This is a genomic window from Bacillus sp. AK128 (genome assembly GCF_053903075.1).
In genome coordinates this window covers 2210110-2225283 of the sequence record NZ_CP096379.1, presented here as the reverse complement: position 1 = coordinate 2225283, position 15174 = coordinate 2210110, and the positions used below count along the sequence as shown (strand labels likewise).

Below are 15174 nucleotides of genomic sequence, written 5' to 3'. Positions count from 1 at the left end.
ATTCAGCAGAGTTGATTGAAGTGGAAGGACGCGAGACTCCTGCGGGAAAAGCGTGGTAAGGGAGACCCCACAGGCGAGAAACGCCGAGGAGGCTCCCGAGCCCGCCCGCGGAAAGCGAGTGTCCTGGAACGAAAATCAACAACAAAAGTTTAAACAAATCCCAAAATTGTATCCTCGCCTAGCAAATGTTTTAACAGGGTTCCCTTGACAAGACCATTCTTTGTTAGAAAAAAATAAAAAACCGCATAAGATTAAGAAATATTAATCCATGCGGTTTCATGATAAATAGTCTTCCTATGTACGATTTTTTAGAAATCGAATAGCAAGACTATTTTTTATGATGATGAAATTGTGATGATGATGCTAGTTTTATTTTGATTAGCATACTTGTCACCTCTAATTTCCACATAATGTATCATACATTATGTGGAAAATCAATTACTTTCTAATCGTTTACTTTTATAAAAATATAGCCCAAACGATACTAAGGAGATGAGCAGTAGCAAGGTAATCCCCCCGTATATATTAAAATAAACGAGTCTGGATGATATACCGTTTTGCAAAGTTAACAGTAGTCCAGTTAATGTAACCCCAAAAGCTCCGCCAAAGAATTGAACCAGCTGTGTCATTCCCATCCCTGCCCCTAGTTCATCTCTAGATAAGATTCTTGTAACCTCATTTGAGATACTTGAGGTAAGCGCAGAAAATCCAATGCTAGTAAACATATAGATAAATAGAACGGAATAAGGTGAAACCGTTGATAATAAAGAAAATAAAATGGTTGAGATCATTAAAAACACTTGGCCAAAAAGGATTACCGGATTATTCCCCACATGATCAATAAATCGACCAATGAATTGAGCGGCGATGGCTGAAAGAATAGCACCAGGAAAGATAATCATACCCACAGCTGCAGGTTCCTTATTAAATACCTCTGATAAGATGAGTGGCATTAAAAAAAGTGTCGCAAAGTGAGTAATAAAGGCAATAAATCCAATGAATAATAGCTTAGTGAATTGCCCATTTTTTAACAGCTGAGGTTGCACAAAAGGAACCTCCACTTTATTGATACGCCACCACATTAGTGCTAGCACTATCATACTCCCAACTATTATAGGAACGGAGAAGGTTGTCAGGAAAAGTAATAGCCCTGTTACACCAATACCCGTTAATAGTCCCCCCAGTGTATCAAACTTTATAGGTTTTACCGGCTCTACGGGAAGTAGCTTAACAAAGATGGGGATTAACAGGATGACAAATCCCGTTACGGTGAAAAGAAAGTTCCAGCCTAAATACTGAGTAATGGCTCCTCCTAATACAGGTCCTAATCCAAATCCAAGTGAAGCAGCTGATGCTATATAAGCCATAGCCTTACCTCTTCGTGAAATGGGAATATATCTTCCAGCTAATACCATTGCTAATCCAGGTACAGCTCCAGCCCCAGCAGCCTGTAGTACTCGTGCTAATAATAGAACGTAAAAATGCTGGGCAAGAAAACCAATAATTGAGGCAATTCCTAGAATAGTTAAACCAGTCAATAATAATCTAGAGATGGGAATGAAGTCTGATAGACGGCTGTAGGTTAGCGTAGATATGGCAAATACGATGGAATAACCTGAAACAATCCATGAAGCAGTAGAAGAGGTTAAGGACAAATCACTTAATACGGAAGGTAGAGCGACATTAAACATCGTTGTGTTCATGACAACTAACCAAACAGTAAAGCTCCATAATAAAATGATCTTGTTTTCTTGGATCACTTCTGTATTTTCTTGGCCTTTCAAAGAAACTGATATCGATGACATGCGAACCCACCTAATTATTAGGCTCTGTTAACTTCGTTGTTGATTTTCGTTACAGGACACTCGCTTTCCGCGGGGCGTGCGGTGAGCCTCCTCATTGAAAAGCGGAAGTGCCCTGGGTAGCCCCCACCGGCAAATGTTCCTACATCAAGAAAAGGGTGAACTTTCCCTTTACTTGATGTAGGGTTATTTGACTTGAGGGGCTGGGCACTGTAGCTAGACTCGGCATGCGCCTGCGGGGTCTCACCTGACACGCTGCTCCCGCAGGAGTCTCGCGTCCTTCCACTTCAATCAACTCTGCTAAGAACTCAACATTGTACATTAACAGAACCATCTAAAGTAAAAATCTTCTAACTCCATCATATACAGTTTTTTGGAAATGATAAAGGGATAAAGCTTCGATTATCGAAATTCAAAAAACAGAAGAGGATGAACAAAATGCTCATCCTCCTCCCTCATTTTATACATTTGGGACATTCTTTGAAAACTGGCTTTTTAAGTATCCGGCCGCTTCTCTAATCGCTTTTTCTCCATCAGCAATTACAGCTGTCATACACATAAAACCATGAATCATGCCAGGGTAACAAACATAGGTAGTCTTAACACCAGCATTTTGGAGCTTGTTTGCGTAATTTTGTCCACCATCCACTAATGGATCAAACTCTGCTGTTAAAATATAAGCTGGTGGAAGGAGAGCTGCCTCATCGTCAGGAATCAACACAGGGGCAGCCAACGGACTCTGTGTTTCACTCGGCTGATTAAAGTACTGCTCCCCAAACCATTGCATAGTAGATTTTGTTAGATAGTAGCCTTCACCAAACTTTTCATATGATTCAGTTGGTCCAAAACCAGTTGAAGGGTAGAATAGTAATTGTTGTTGAAGAGAAAATTCTTTCCTTTGATTTGCTAGATAACAAACGACTGTTGCCAAGTTTCCGCCTGCACTGTCTCCACCAACTGAAATCTGATTCGAATCGATGCCAAGGTCAGCTGCGTTGTCATACACCCATTTAGTAGCTAAATAAGCATCCTCCACACCAGTTGGGAATTTATGTTCAGGTGCTAAGCTATAGTCAACTGAGATCACTTTACATTGTGCTTCGTTTGCAAACATACGGCAAAGAGGATCATGGGTATCAATATTTCCAATTACCCATCCTCCACCATGAAAGTAAACGAAAGCTGGTAAATCAGCTTCTTCGTTTGGTGTATAAATGCGGATATCAATTTCATCTTGATACCCTTTGATTTTCTTATTTTCTACACGTAATACTTCTTCATACTTATTTAACAGCTTAGTAGACTCAACGAACGCTGCTCTCCCTGCTTGTAAACCTTGGTCCTCAATCGGTGGTATATTTCTAGCCTTAAACATTTCTAACAATCCAACTACTTGTGGATGTAAACTCATCGTTCTTTCCTCCTAATCACCATTTTATTTTACGAATAGGTTGAAAATTTTATCTGGCCTTTAATAACTACCTTATCTTCCTGATTTACAGCTGCTACATCAAAGGTAAGTCCATCATCTGTTTTCTCCTTCAGAACCGCTTTTAATGTAATCACATCTTGAAGGAACACCATGCTCCGGAACCTAATTTGATAGTCTTGAATAAATCCTTCTTCATAGAAAGGTGTGAAAAGCTTTGCCAAATTCCCCATTGTCCACATTCCATGTGCAATTATTCCTGGCAATCCAGCCTTTTCTGCTTCTTCGTCAATCGTATGAATAGGATTATAATCACCAGATGCTCCTGCATATTTAATTAAATCCAATCTTGATACAGGAGTTAACTGAATATCCTCGAGTGACTCTCCAACCTGTAATCCTATTAAACTACTCATACGCTCATCGCCTTTCTTACAGCTTCATTGATAATGACAACCTGGTCGGCTGTAAAGACAAGTTCTCCCGCTAAGGTTTCACCATATACCTTAATTACCAAGAAGCCCATCTCACCAAAATTACCTTTTCTTTCATAGTACTTACTTACTTCTTGATAGCAATTAAGCTCTTCCCCCACTAATAAAGGCCTTTCATAATGATAGACTTGCTCACCATGGATCAACCCTTTTGATGGTAGTTTCAAATCTTGAATCACTCCGTAATCGAAAATCCTTGGAAAAGTGGGAGGAGCAATATTTTCTTTATATCTTGATTGCTTGCCGAATTCCTCGTCCATAAAGATTGGATGGGGATCACCAATCGACTCTGCAAATTTTCGTACCGCTCCTCTTTCAACAACATTTCTTACTTTCTCAGAACGCTTTCCAATCGCATCATGATACATATTGTTCACCTCAATTAATTTTTAGGGCCACCAGCAACATAAATCACTTGCCCATTTACAAATGACGACTTTTCATCAGCAAAGAAAGCCACAGCGTTTGCAATATCGGTAGGCTTACCACTACGTGCCACCGGAATCTTAGCTACACTTGCTTTAATTAAGTCATCAAATGATATTCCAATCCTAGCTGCCGTCTCTCTTGTCATATCAGTTTCAATAAAACCTGGTGCAACTGAGTTAGCTGTAATTCCAAATTTACCTAACTCAATTGCAAGCGTTTTCGTAAAACCTTGAAGACCAGCCTTGGCTGTTGCATAGTTTGCCTGACCACGATTACCTAAAGCAGAGGTTGAAGAAATATTAATAATTCTTCCATATTTCTTTTCAACCATATACTTTTGAACAGAGCGAACCGCATTAAACGATCCTTTTAAGTGAACGTTCATGACTGTATCCCAGTCACCTTCAGTCATTTTGAATAATAAATTATCCCGAATAACACCTGCGTTATTTACTAAAATATCAATAGAACCAAAAGCGTTGAAGACTTCCTCCATTGCTTGCTCTACTTCATCCCCATTCACTACATTCGCTACCTTTGTATAGAACTCGTAACCTTTTTCTTTTAAAACTTGACTCACTTCATTCAGTGCTTCTTCATTCACATCAATGATTGCTACTTTCGCACCCTCTTCCGCGAATTGTTCAACGATAGCTCGACCTATTCCTCTACTTCCACCTGTAACAAAAGCTACTCTACCTTCAAATCTTCCTGCCATTGTTTTCCTCCTCCTTTACTAATCTATTCTATAAATTATATAAATTGTCCTACCTTCACATGACCTTTTAATAGATTTCTAGAAATAATTAAGCGCTGGATCTCGTCAGTTCCATCATAAATTCTCCAAAGTCTTGCTTCACGGTACCAGCGTTCAATAGGAAGCTCTCTTGTATAACCCATACCTCCGTGAATCTGCAAAACACGATCGACAACATTATTCCCCATATTAGCACCATAAAGCTTTGCAATAGATGCAAGATGACGGTTATCTTCTCCTTCATCTAGAGTAAATGCAGCATTTAAAACGAGCCATCGTGCCGCTTCAATCTCAACAGCCGAATCGGCAATTTGCCACTGGATCGCTTGACGTTCCGAAATTGGTTTTCCAAACGTTTCTCTTTCTTTTGCATAATCTATTGCCATTTGTAATAATCTTTCACCAGCACCTACGGCTCTAGCCCCTACAATCCATCTGGCAAAACCAATCCACTCTAGACCTAAATTGTAACCTCCATTTACGTCCCCAAGAATGTTTTCTTCTGGAACACGGACATTATCAAACACAAGTCCAGCAGGTCCCCACTCACCCATTGTGTGGATATATTCTGATTTCCAACCCATATCACGATCGACAATAAAGCAAGTTACACCATCACGACCTGTTGCTTGGTGCTTTTCCTTGTCTGTAATGGCAATAACCATAACGAAATCTGCTTCATTTCCACCTGTAATAAAGGTCTTTTCTCCGTTAAGAACCCACTCATTACCTTCTTTGACAGCTGTCATTTTAATATTTCTAGTATCAGATCCTGCACCTGGCTCTGTCATAGCAAAGCATGATTTTTTCTCACCGTTAATTGTCGGTAATAAGTATTTTTGTTTTTGTTCTTCATTTGCATAATAAAGAATGTTATCAGCAGATCCTCCAAATGAAAAAGGAACAAACGTTTTAGAAACTTCCATAAGCACGATGGCCAGCATCATTTGTCCTAAATCTGCACCACCATATTTCTCAGGGGTGTTAATTCCCCAGAAACCCGCTTCCTTTGCTTTAAGCTGAAGCTCTTTTAATTTACCAGGTGGTAGACTAGGCTTTCCTTCTCTTTCATTTCTTAGCACATCGTTCTCAAGTGGGATTAATTCCTTTTCAACAAACTTACGAATGGTTCTTTGAACCATTTTTTGTTCTTCTGTTAAACGTAAATGCATATTCTCCACTCCATTTCGGTTTGTTTTTATATTTTAGTTAAGTATTTCATTACGCTAGTTCTAATAAGATAGCCATTCCTTGCCCACCGCCGACACAAAGAGTAGCGATGCCAAATTGCTCCTGACGTCTTTTCATTTCGTAAAGAAGCGTTGTCATAATCCTACAGCCAGTCGCACCAAGTGGATGTCCAAGTGCAATTGCCCCTCCATTTACATTTACTTTTTCAGGGTCAAGATTAGCTTCTCTTATAACTGCTAGTGCTTGGGATGCAAATGCTTCATTCAGCTCAATTAATCCAATATCAGATAAACTTTTGTTTGTCTGATTAAGTAGTTTTTGAATCGCTGGAACTGGACCAATTCCCATCACCTCTGGGGAAACCCCTGCCGTTGACCAACCCACAATTTTAGCTAAAGGAGTAAGACCTAGTCCTCTTGCTTTAGACGCTTTCATAATCACCATGGCAGCCGCACCGTCATTACGACCACACGCATTTCCTGCCGTAACAGAACCATCTTCTCTAAAAGCAGGCTTTAATTTTTGCAAGGCGTCTATGGTTGTATCTGGTCTTGGATGCTCATCTTGATCAAAGAAAAATTCTTTCTTTCTCTCTTTAACCTTAACTGCGACTGTCTCATCCTTGAATATGCCCTCTTCTAGGGCTCGAGCTGCTTTCCGCTGACTATTTAGAGCAAATAAGTCTTGATCATCCCTAGAAATATTGTATTTTTCAGCCACATTTTCTGCTGTCATACCCATTCCAAGCTTGGTTCCATAGATCTCCATCGGTTGCTGTCCATTTTCGAGATTAGAATCTACAAGAACTGGATTTCCCTCTCCGAATCTTGAATTTCTCAAGTAAATAGGAGCTCTACTCAACGATTCTGTTCCACCAGCCACCACAATCTCTGCTTGCCCAAATGCAAGTTGCTGAACACCAGAGGCTACTGCCTGCATACCAGAAGCACAAAGACGGTTAATGGAGAAAGCAGGTGCAGAATCTGGGATACCTGCACGAAGGGCAGCTACACGTGCAACATTTGAAGATTCAGTCGATTGTCTTACTTCTCCTAAAATCACTTCATCTACGTGTTCGGGTGAAATACCTGCTCTTTGGATCGCTTCTTTGATCACGATCGATCCTAAATGACCGGAGCTCATATTTCTAAGTGCCCCTCCGAATCGACCGATTGGAGAGCGAACCGCACTAACAATCACAAACTCCTCATTCATGTAATCCCTCCTTGTAAACTAGCTGACTAGTATAAAAAGAAACTAGCTATATTCTTTTCTGAGCTGCGATGCGATGATATTTTTTTGAATCTCAGAGGTTCCTTCATAAATTCTTGTAATTCGTGCATCACGATAAAATCGTTCCACAGGAAAGTCTCTGATATATCCGAGTCCACCATGGATTTGAACGGCCTTATCAGCTACCCGGTTATACACCTCAGAACCGAAAAGCTTCAGCATGGCAGCTTCCTTAATGACCTTTTCACCTCGGTCTACCATCCAAGCTACTCGGTAGGTAAACGACCTAAGCACTTCTATTTCTAATGCGATATCAGCAAGCATATGGGCAACTGCTTGATGCTCGATAATCGGAACATGAAACTGCTCCCTTTCCTCTACATGCGCCATACACATATCCAATAACATCTGGGATGAACCTAGATTCCTTGCTGCAAGCCCAGCCCTTCCGTTTGCAAGGATCTTTAATGCATTCACATAACCTTGACCAACCTCACCTAGGACATTTTCTTCCGGAACTTCACATTCCTCAAAGACAAGCTCTGCTGAATGAGAGCCACGTAAGCCCATCTTTCGTTCAACAGCTCCAATCTTAAATCCTGGCATCCCTCTCTCAACAATAAAGGACGTAATTCCCTTCGCACCTTTAGTCGAGTCGGTGACTGCCATAACCGTAAAAACGTCCGCAACAGTCGCATTTGTTATATAATGTTTTGTTCCATTTAAAATGTACTTATTTCCCTTTTTCACTGCTGTTGTCTTTAAATTTGTGGCATGTGACCCTGCTTGAGGCTCTGTTAATGCAAAGGCACCAATTAAATCCCCTGCTGCCATCCTCGGTAAATACTTTTTCTTTTGCTCTTCACTACCCATTTCAACAATTCCGACTGAGCCGATTCCAGTATGAGCACCAATTAAAGTCGTATAACCATTATGAGTTTTACCAATTTCTTCATAAAGAGCACATTTACCAACCATGCCGATTCCAAGTCCACCATATTCTTCAGGGATACTTAAGCTAAATAAACCCATTTCCTTTGACTTTTGAATAATTTCCTCTGGAATATGATCTTCATCTTCGATTTGCATGGCGTAAGGGTCTACTTCATATTTGATAAAATCTCTAATTGTGTTTTTTAGAGATAGTATTTCCTGATCCAATTGAAAATCCATTCTTTCACTCCTTTCGGTAGAGTTAACTAATCGTTTATAGCTTTCTTTCCAACGCCAGCGCGATTCCCTGACCACCGCCGATACAAGCAGTTACAATCCCTTTGGCAACATTTCTGCGCTTCATTTCATACGCAAGCTTTGTGACAAGCATGCCTCCAGTTGCCGCAATCGGATGTCCATGAGCTATTGCTCCACCGTTTACATTTACCTTTTCCATATCAAGCTTTAGCTCACGATCGCATGCTAACACCTGAGCTGCAAACGCTTCGTTAATTTCAATTAAATCGTAATCAGCCAATTCACTACCCGTTTGTGCTAATAATTTTTGAACGGCTGGTACAGGACCAATTCCCATAATATTAGGATCGACACCTGCTACTGCCCAATCTGTAATATATGCTAAAGGCTCTAAGCCTCTTTTTTCGGCTTCTTGTTCAGACATAATGACGAGTGCGGAGGCACCATCGTTTACACCTGATGAATTTCCAGCAGTTACACTTCCTCCTTGTTTAAATGCCGGTGGAAGCTTGGCAAGATCCTCTGATGTTACCCCAGGACGAGGATGTTCATCTGTTGAGAAAAGTACTTCGCCTTTTCTTGTTTTAAGTGGAATAGGAACTATTTGTTCTTCAAACAGGTTATTCTCCATAGCAGCCGCCATTCTTTGTTGGCTTCTTAATGAAAATTCATCCTGTTCTTGTCTTGTAATGGAGTACTTCTCCACTAGATTTTCAGCTGTAATTCCCATTGGTGGGTCACCAACAAAATCTGGTGATAATTGACGAGAAATAAATCTAGGTGGCATTCTATCAAATGCACGTTCTTGTGGGGCTAGTAAATAAGGAGTTCTCGACATACTTTCTGTTCCACCTGCTACCACAATGTTCGCCTTACCAGCGACAATAGCTTCGGCTGCCAAGGCAACACTATTAATTCCTGAACCACACTGTCGATCAATGGTCAAGCCTGGAACCGTAAAAGGAAGTTCTGCTTGTAGTAAAGTGAGTCTTGCCATATTGCCTCCACCAGATAAACAGTTTCCTAGAATAACATCATCTACATCTTCACCGTTTACGTTAACTCGCTTCAAAGCCTCTTTTAACACATGAGCTCCATAAATAGAAGGGTCTAATCCAGCAAGTGCTCCTCCTTTTTTGGCGATTGGTGTTCGGACTGCAGATACAATTACCGCTTTGGTCATTTATGAGCCACCCTTTCTGTTATTGGATATAAAAAAATGAAAACCTTTTCCTTTTATTCAATCAATTATAATTAAGCAAGAACCATGCCAACTTTATCATTTAGTAATAATAAGGGCTTACACTCTTGTTAATTCATTTTTGAATCATATATATAGCAATCTATTACGCATTTTAATTCAAATTTGTATTAATAATTCATTATTGAATCAAGACACTTTAATTCTTTGGATGGATAATTTTAAAGGTACCTGTACCTTTAGCAATAAGATTTCCGCTCTCATCCGTTATGATCCCTTCACCCGTCACAAGCTTATACCCAAGGTGAAGAATGTTAGCTTTAGCAGTTAATGTCCCACTTGTTGCAGGGGATAAATACTGAATAGTAAGGTTGATGGTAGTAGATGGTAGATTCACAATGGAAGAAATAGTAGCACCAATGATATTGTCTATTAAAGTAGCAATCACTCCCCCATGTACGGTATCAATACCATTAATATGTTTGTCATCAACGCGTAGCTGAAGAACGACATTTCCTTTTTCATATTGAACCGTTTTTATATCTAATAAATTTGAGAACTCACTTTGACCAGTTTTTTTCGTTTCATGATTTAACGTCACTTTTTTCACTCCCTTTCAATCCAGCAGTACGTAAAGAGCGGTTTCCTTATAAATTTTCCCAAAAACATAGATGGTCGCATTGGAGAAACGACCATCTATGAATTATTGTTTATAATTTAAGCGCTTCCATAATTATTGTTCTAAAGAAACATCAACAATCTTTCCATCTTCAATTACACCCATACGAAGAGGGGTTACTAAACCACCATTGTCTTCAATTTCTTCAATTTCATAAATCTTCTTATCAGCTGGAACATTTCCTAATCCCTCTTGTACCTTCGCCATAATTGCCGCAGGATCATCCACTGAACCAGCTGCCTTCATCGCTTCTACAAAAATATAAGTAGCAAGATAGTGATAACCAGCTTCTGAACCAGGGTTTTTACCGTGTTCAGCCTTGTAATCATCAAGGAACTTTTCATTTCCTTCATATCTAGAATTAACTAATGGAAGTACACCCACAGATCCTTCAATTAATTCTGGTCCACCAAGTACCGCTTCAATTTCATCAAGCTTTGCTTGGTCCATAATCAGGAATCCACCTTTAAAGCCAAGTTCTCTAGCTTGTTTGATAACTAATGCTGTTGGTTCTGATGGTCCACCAACGAATAATACATCCGGCTCTTCTTTTAGTGCATTTGTAACGATTGTAAAGAAGTCCGTATCTTTACTAAAGTCAATTGACCCCTTATAAACGACCTCTCCACCCAAATCCTTCCAGCCTGGTTCCAGAGCAGTTGCCCAATCTTTTCCATATTGAGTTGCTGTAGGAAGCATGGCAAGCTTCTTACCGAATCGCTCCATTTGATACTTAGAAAATGGTTCGATATAAGAGCTGTATTTAGGAGGGATTCTAAGTGTTAGAGGATTTCCAACCTCAGTAATCTTTGGTTCACTAGAATAAGCTCCGATAATAAAGTTATCCTGTGTATTAAATACTTGAGTCGCGAATATTCCACCGCTATGCGGAACAAAAATAATCGGTGTTTTGTTTTCTTGTACTAAACGCTTAGCGTTTGCTCCAGTTTCATTTGGTAAGTATTTATCATCTAAAGTTACAAGGTTTAGTGTATATTTCTTACCGTCAACCTCGAAACCACCATCTGCATTAATTTCATCCACGGCCATTGTTACACCACTTAATGTGTTTTCCCCATAGAATGCCGCTGGTCCACTCAACGGTCCACTGTAACCAATATTTACAACACCAGCTTCTTCTTCCTCTGCTGCTTCACCGCCTGTATCTGTTTCAGTACCAGAATCAGTTGGTTCCTCTTCGGCAGGTTGTGAAGACGGCGTTGTGCTACAAGCAGCAACGACTATAAAAGTTAATAGTAAAACAGCAAGCAAAGAAAATCTTTTAAACATTGACATTACTTTTCCCCCTTTAATAACTTAATAGTTTAGTAAGGATTCCAGAAGAACAATAGTAACTGACCAGGCCTTCACCTCCTTTAAATGGCATGAATCTTTGAGGGTTTATTACTTCTAAAGAATTACGCCCCAATATATGCCTTTCGAATATCGTCATTCTCAAACAATTCCTGACTCTTTCCTTCTAAAACGAGTTTTCCTGTTTCAATTACATAACCACGATCTGCTATTTTAAGTGCTGCATTCGCGTTTTGTTCAGCTAGTAGCACAGTTGTACCATTTTTATTAATCCGTTTGATTACATCAAATACTTGCTCAACGATTAGAGGAGCTAATCCAATTGAAGGTTCATCTAAAAGAATGAGCTTAGGATGTGCCATCAGAGCTCTACCAATTGCTAGCATCTGCTGCTGACCACCACTTAATGAACCAGCTGGGTCATTTCTTTTTTCCTTTAAAATCGGAAACAGTTCATAAACTTCCTGTAAGGATTTCTTTTGCTTTTCTTTATCTCGTCTGTTCACATATCCGCCTAAAAGGAGATTTTCATAAACGGTCATCTGCGGGAACAGCTTTCTTCCCTCCGCACATTGGACGATGCCGGCCCCTACTAAGCGGTCGGCTGACATTCCACCGACGTTCTGATCCATAAAATGAATGGTTCCTTCTGAAGGCTTACTTAAGCCACTGATGGTTCGGAAGATGGTACTTTTCCCTGCTCCGTTAGCACCTAAAAGGACTACGAGCTCCCCTTGCTCTACCTCAAGATTAATATTCCGCAGCGCTTGAAAGGATCCATAATGTACAGATACATTAGTTAGCTTCAGCAACATCCCCACCTCCTAGATAAGCTTCAATTACAACTTGATTATTTTGTATTTCTTCTGGAGTTCCTTCAGCAATTTTCTTTCCATAATTTAAAACCATAATCTTATCTGCTAGATTCATGATCATTTGCATCTTATGCTCGATTAGACAAACGGTAATACCACTTTTAACCATCTTTTTAATGAGCTCTGCAAGACCATCCGTTTCATCAGGATTTACACCAGCAGCAGGTTCATCTAGAAATACTATTGACGGATCAGTAGCTAGCGCTAAAGCAAAAGCGGTTCGTTTTTTTGCTTCCTGCGAGATCCCAGCTACAGGATGGTTAGCAATTTCTGTTAAGCCTACAAAATCTAAAACTTCATATGCTTTCTCTCTACTTTCCTTTTCTTCCTTTTTCAATCTGGAGGTATTGAAAATCGCATCAAACAAGTTAGATTTAGTTCTCAACCGGTGACCTATGATGACATTATCTAAGACGGTGGATTGCTCGAATAAATGGGTAGTCTGGAACGTTCTTGCCACTCCCAATTTGGCAATCTGAAATGATTTTAACTTAGTAATATCCGTACCATCATAAATAACTGACCCAGAGGAGGGTTGATGAAAGCCACTGATCAAGTTAAAAAAGGTAGATTTACCTGCACCATTCGGTCCAATAATTGCGGTAACTTTTCCTTTTTCGATTTCAAAATCCACTTCATCCACTGCTGTTAATCCACCGAAATTCTTGGTTAATCCCTTTACTTGAACTAGCATTATTTCTCCTCCTTTACTGTTACAGAATTCTGTGAAACCTGGATCTGAGCCTTAGCCTTCTTAACCTTCCGAGTAGCCAACCAAGTCTGAATTCCTCCAGCGATACCACGAGGATAGAAAATAACTAACAGCACTAGAATCGGTCCAAAGATTAACATTCGATAATCCTGTAGAAACTGTAAATATTGAGATACCCAAACAATAATAAATGTACCGACTAATGGTCCTGAAATCGTCCCAATGCCACCTACTAATAAATAAGTAAGCATATCAAATGTTATATTGATGTACGAAATATCTGGACCAATAAAGCGTACAAAGGATGCATATAACGCTCCTGCTAAACCAGCAAAGAAAGTCGATAACACAAACGAAATTAGCTTTTGCTTCATCGTTTCAATTCCAATTGTTTGAGCAAGTTCCTCACTATTACGAATCGCAATATAGGTACGTCCAACTAAGGAATCAATAATTCTTTTAAATAAGAAGATGGCTACGACCATGAAGAAAAGCATCAAGTAATAGACTGACTTTGGAGAATCAAAGGTGATGGGTCCAATCGGTGTTGGTGCCGGGATCCCAATTAAACCTCTTACTCCTTCTGTAACCGCTTCCCATTTATAGATGATTAAATAAATGATGTAACCTACACATAGTGTATAAATCGCAAAGAAATGTTCCTTCGTTCTTAAGGCAATCAACCCGATTAAAAACCCGACAATCGTGGTAATGATAATCGCTAATATAAATGATAACCAGAAGTTAAGACCTACTTTAACAGTCAACACCCCTAATGAATAAGCTCCAATTGCGAAAAATCCTGCATGAGCTAGTGAAAGCTGACCTGTAAAACCACCAATCATATTTAAGCCATAAACAGCGATCGTCCAAATGAATACAGTGGAAAAAATGTGTAAGTAGTATTGATTTTCCGTAACAAGAGGAATAATGATCGCAATGACCAACAGGACTATTGTTAAATTTCTCTTGTTTAATAAACTCGACATTATTGAACCCCCTTAACAAACAACCCTTTAGGCCTAATCGTTAAAATAACCACTAGTAGCAAGAAGGCAATTAAATCCTTGTAATCATTAGAGATAAAGGTTGCACTTAGGCTTTCAGAGAACCCAATAATATAGCCTCCAATAATTGCACCTGGGATACTTCCCATGCCACCTATAATAATGATGACGAATGCCTTTAAAATAACGAGATGCCCCATTCCCGGGAATACTAGATTTATAGGTGATGCAATAGATGAAGCAATCGCAGCTAACGCTCCTGATATAAAGAAGGTGATCATCGCAACTTTATTGGCATTAATCCCAACAAGGAAAGCCCCTTCTCGATTTTGAGACATTGCAATAATAGCTGCTCCAGTCATTGTCTTCTTTAAGAATAGATATAGTAGCACCATTACTAAAATAGCTGTAAATACAATTAATAATCGTTGGATGGTAACCGTTAATCCTAAAAACTCTACTACCTTGTCATACGGTGAAATCATTCTTCTATATTCGGCACCCCAAACTAACTGAACTAATGCCTCTAAGAAAAGTAACATACCAATGGCAGCGATTTTATCGTGAATCGGTGGAGCATGGCGTAATGGATTAAACACTAGCCTTTCCATTACTACTCCTAAAAGTCCAATCACAATAATAGAAAAGAAGATAGCTAGCCAATAATGAAAACCAAAGCTTTCCATAAACATTAATGTTACATAGCCCCCAACCATATATAGAGCACCATGCGCAAAGTTTGGTATATGAAGAATTCCATAAACTAGAGTAAGGCCTAAGGCGACCAAACTGTAAACGCTTCCAATTGTAAGGCCATTAAATATTTGTTGAATTAAAATATCCATTTCGTGCCTCCTTTT

At 39.5% G+C, this 15174-nt stretch carries 15 protein-coding genes; all 15 read right to left on the bottom strand.

From position 1 onward, the window contains the following. Positions 1 to 434 precede the first annotated feature (434 nt). The gene (locus tag M1D60_RS11070) at positions 435 to 1805 is read right to left on the bottom strand and encodes an MFS transporter (protein WP_456279205.1); all 1371 of its coding nucleotides are present in this window, start codon (positions 1803 to 1805) and stop codon (positions 435 to 437) included. A gap of 457 nt (positions 1806 to 2262) precedes the next feature. After that, positions 2263 to 3213, bottom strand: a complete 951-nt coding sequence (locus M1D60_RS11065) for an alpha/beta hydrolase (protein WP_456279204.1) — start codon at positions 3211 to 3213, stop codon at positions 2263 to 2265. 29 nt (positions 3214 to 3242) lie between these two features. Beyond that, the gene (locus M1D60_RS11060) at positions 3243 to 3647 is read right to left on the bottom strand and encodes a MaoC/PaaZ C-terminal domain-containing protein (RefSeq protein WP_456279203.1); all 405 of its coding nucleotides are present in this window, start codon (positions 3645 to 3647) and stop codon (positions 3243 to 3245) included. Continuing rightward, positions 3644 to 4093: a MaoC family dehydratase N-terminal domain-containing protein gene (locus tag M1D60_RS11055; RefSeq protein ID WP_456279202.1), complete on the bottom strand. Its 450-nt coding sequence runs from the start codon at positions 4091 to 4093 to the stop codon at positions 3644 to 3646. The genes M1D60_RS11060 and M1D60_RS11055 overlap by 4 nt, the downstream gene beginning before the upstream one ends. A gap of 14 nt (positions 4094 to 4107) precedes the next feature. Beyond that, positions 4108 to 4872 carry a 3-oxoacyl-ACP reductase FabG gene (fabG, locus tag M1D60_RS11050; RefSeq protein ID WP_456279201.1) on the bottom strand — a complete coding sequence of 255 codons (765 nt, stop codon included), beginning with the start codon at positions 4870 to 4872 and terminating at the stop codon, positions 4108 to 4110. Between the two features lie 35 nt (positions 4873 to 4907). After that, positions 4908 to 6083: an acyl-CoA dehydrogenase family protein gene (locus tag M1D60_RS11045; protein WP_456279200.1), complete on the bottom strand. Its 1176-nt coding sequence runs from the start codon at positions 6081 to 6083 to the stop codon at positions 4908 to 4910. 49 nt (positions 6084 to 6132) lie between these two features. Continuing rightward, positions 6133 to 7317 carry a thiolase family protein gene (locus M1D60_RS11040; RefSeq protein ID WP_456279199.1) on the bottom strand — a complete coding sequence of 395 codons (1185 nt, stop codon included), beginning with the start codon at positions 7315 to 7317 and terminating at the stop codon, positions 6133 to 6135. Between the two features lie 42 nt (positions 7318 to 7359). After that, positions 7360 to 8508, bottom strand: a complete 1149-nt coding sequence (locus M1D60_RS11035; RefSeq protein ID WP_456279198.1) for an acyl-CoA dehydrogenase family protein — start codon at positions 8506 to 8508, stop codon at positions 7360 to 7362. Positions 8509 to 8542: 34 nt separating this feature from the next. Further along, on the bottom strand, positions 8543 to 9709 hold the full coding sequence (locus tag M1D60_RS11030) for a thiolase family protein (RefSeq protein ID WP_456279197.1): 1167 nt from the start codon (positions 9707 to 9709) through the stop codon (positions 8543 to 8545). A 217-nt stretch (positions 9710 to 9926) separates the two neighbouring features. After that, positions 9927 to 10328 carry a PaaI family thioesterase gene (locus M1D60_RS11025; protein ID WP_456279196.1) on the bottom strand — a complete coding sequence of 134 codons (402 nt, stop codon included), beginning with the start codon at positions 10326 to 10328 and terminating at the stop codon, positions 9927 to 9929. Between the two features lie 132 nt (positions 10329 to 10460). Beyond that, positions 10461 to 11702: an ABC transporter substrate-binding protein gene (locus M1D60_RS11020; RefSeq protein WP_456279195.1), complete on the bottom strand. Its 1242-nt coding sequence runs from the start codon at positions 11700 to 11702 to the stop codon at positions 10461 to 10463. Positions 11703 to 11824: 122 nt separating this feature from the next. Continuing rightward, on the bottom strand, positions 11825 to 12532 hold the full coding sequence (locus M1D60_RS11015) for an ABC transporter ATP-binding protein (protein ID WP_456279417.1): 708 nt from the start codon (positions 12530 to 12532) through the stop codon (positions 11825 to 11827). Further along, the gene (locus M1D60_RS11010; RefSeq protein ID WP_456279194.1) at positions 12516 to 13289 is read right to left on the bottom strand and encodes an ABC transporter ATP-binding protein; all 774 of its coding nucleotides are present in this window, start codon (positions 13287 to 13289) and stop codon (positions 12516 to 12518) included. Before M1D60_RS11010 ends, M1D60_RS11015 begins: the two co-directional genes overlap by 17 nt. Then, positions 13289 to 14296: a branched-chain amino acid ABC transporter permease gene (locus M1D60_RS11005; RefSeq protein WP_456279193.1), complete on the bottom strand. Its 1008-nt coding sequence runs from the start codon at positions 14294 to 14296 to the stop codon at positions 13289 to 13291. The genes M1D60_RS11010 and M1D60_RS11005 overlap by 1 nt, the downstream gene beginning before the upstream one ends. After that, positions 14296 to 15159, bottom strand: coding sequence for a branched-chain amino acid ABC transporter permease (locus M1D60_RS11000; protein WP_456279192.1), 864 nt, complete (start codon positions 15157 to 15159; stop codon positions 14296 to 14298). The genes M1D60_RS11005 and M1D60_RS11000 overlap by 1 nt, the downstream gene beginning before the upstream one ends. Between the last annotated feature and the right edge of the window lie 15 nt (positions 15160 to 15174).

Bases quoted from the DNA above. Each gene is read 5' to 3' on its own strand.
- M1D60_RS11060 (WP_456279203.1), bottom strand. From the start codon at position 3,647: ATGAGTAGTTTAATAGGATTACAGGTTGGAGAGTCACTCGAGGATATT.
- M1D60_RS11070 (WP_456279205.1), bottom strand. From the start codon at position 1,805: ATGTCATCGATATCAGTTTCTTTGAAAGGCCAAGAAAATACAGAAGTG.
- M1D60_RS11020 (WP_456279195.1), bottom strand. From the start codon at position 11,702: ATGTCAATGTTTAAAAGATTTTCTTTGCTTGCTGTTTTACTATTAACT.
- M1D60_RS11040 (WP_456279199.1), bottom strand. From the start codon at position 7,317: ATGAATGAGGAGTTTGTGATTGTTAGTGCGGTTCGCTCTCCAATCGGT.
- M1D60_RS11045 (WP_456279200.1), bottom strand. From the start codon at position 6,083: ATGCATTTACGTTTAACAGAAGAACAAAAAATGGTTCAAAGAACCATT.
- fabG (WP_456279201.1), bottom strand. From the start codon at position 4,872: ATGGCAGGAAGATTTGAAGGTAGAGTAGCTTTTGTTACAGGTGGAAGT.
- M1D60_RS11035 (WP_456279198.1), bottom strand. From the start codon at position 8,508: ATGGATTTTCAATTGGATCAGGAAATACTATCTCTAAAAAACACAATT.
- M1D60_RS11055 (WP_456279202.1), bottom strand. From the start codon at position 4,093: ATGTATCATGATGCGATTGGAAAGCGTTCTGAGAAAGTAAGAAATGTT.
- M1D60_RS11005 (WP_456279193.1), bottom strand. From the start codon at position 14,296: ATGTCGAGTTTATTAAACAAGAGAAATTTAACAATAGTCCTGTTGGTC.
- M1D60_RS11000 (WP_456279192.1), bottom strand. From the start codon at position 15,159: ATGGATATTTTAATTCAACAAATATTTAATGGCCTTACAATTGGAAGC.
- M1D60_RS11065 (WP_456279204.1), bottom strand. From the start codon at position 3,213: ATGAGTTTACATCCACAAGTAGTTGGATTGTTAGAAATGTTTAAGGCT.
- M1D60_RS11030 (WP_456279197.1), bottom strand. From the start codon at position 9,709: ATGACCAAAGCGGTAATTGTATCTGCAGTCCGAACACCAATCGCCAAA.
- M1D60_RS11010 (WP_456279194.1), bottom strand. From the start codon at position 13,289: ATGCTAGTTCAAGTAAAGGGATTAACCAAGAATTTCGGTGGATTAACA.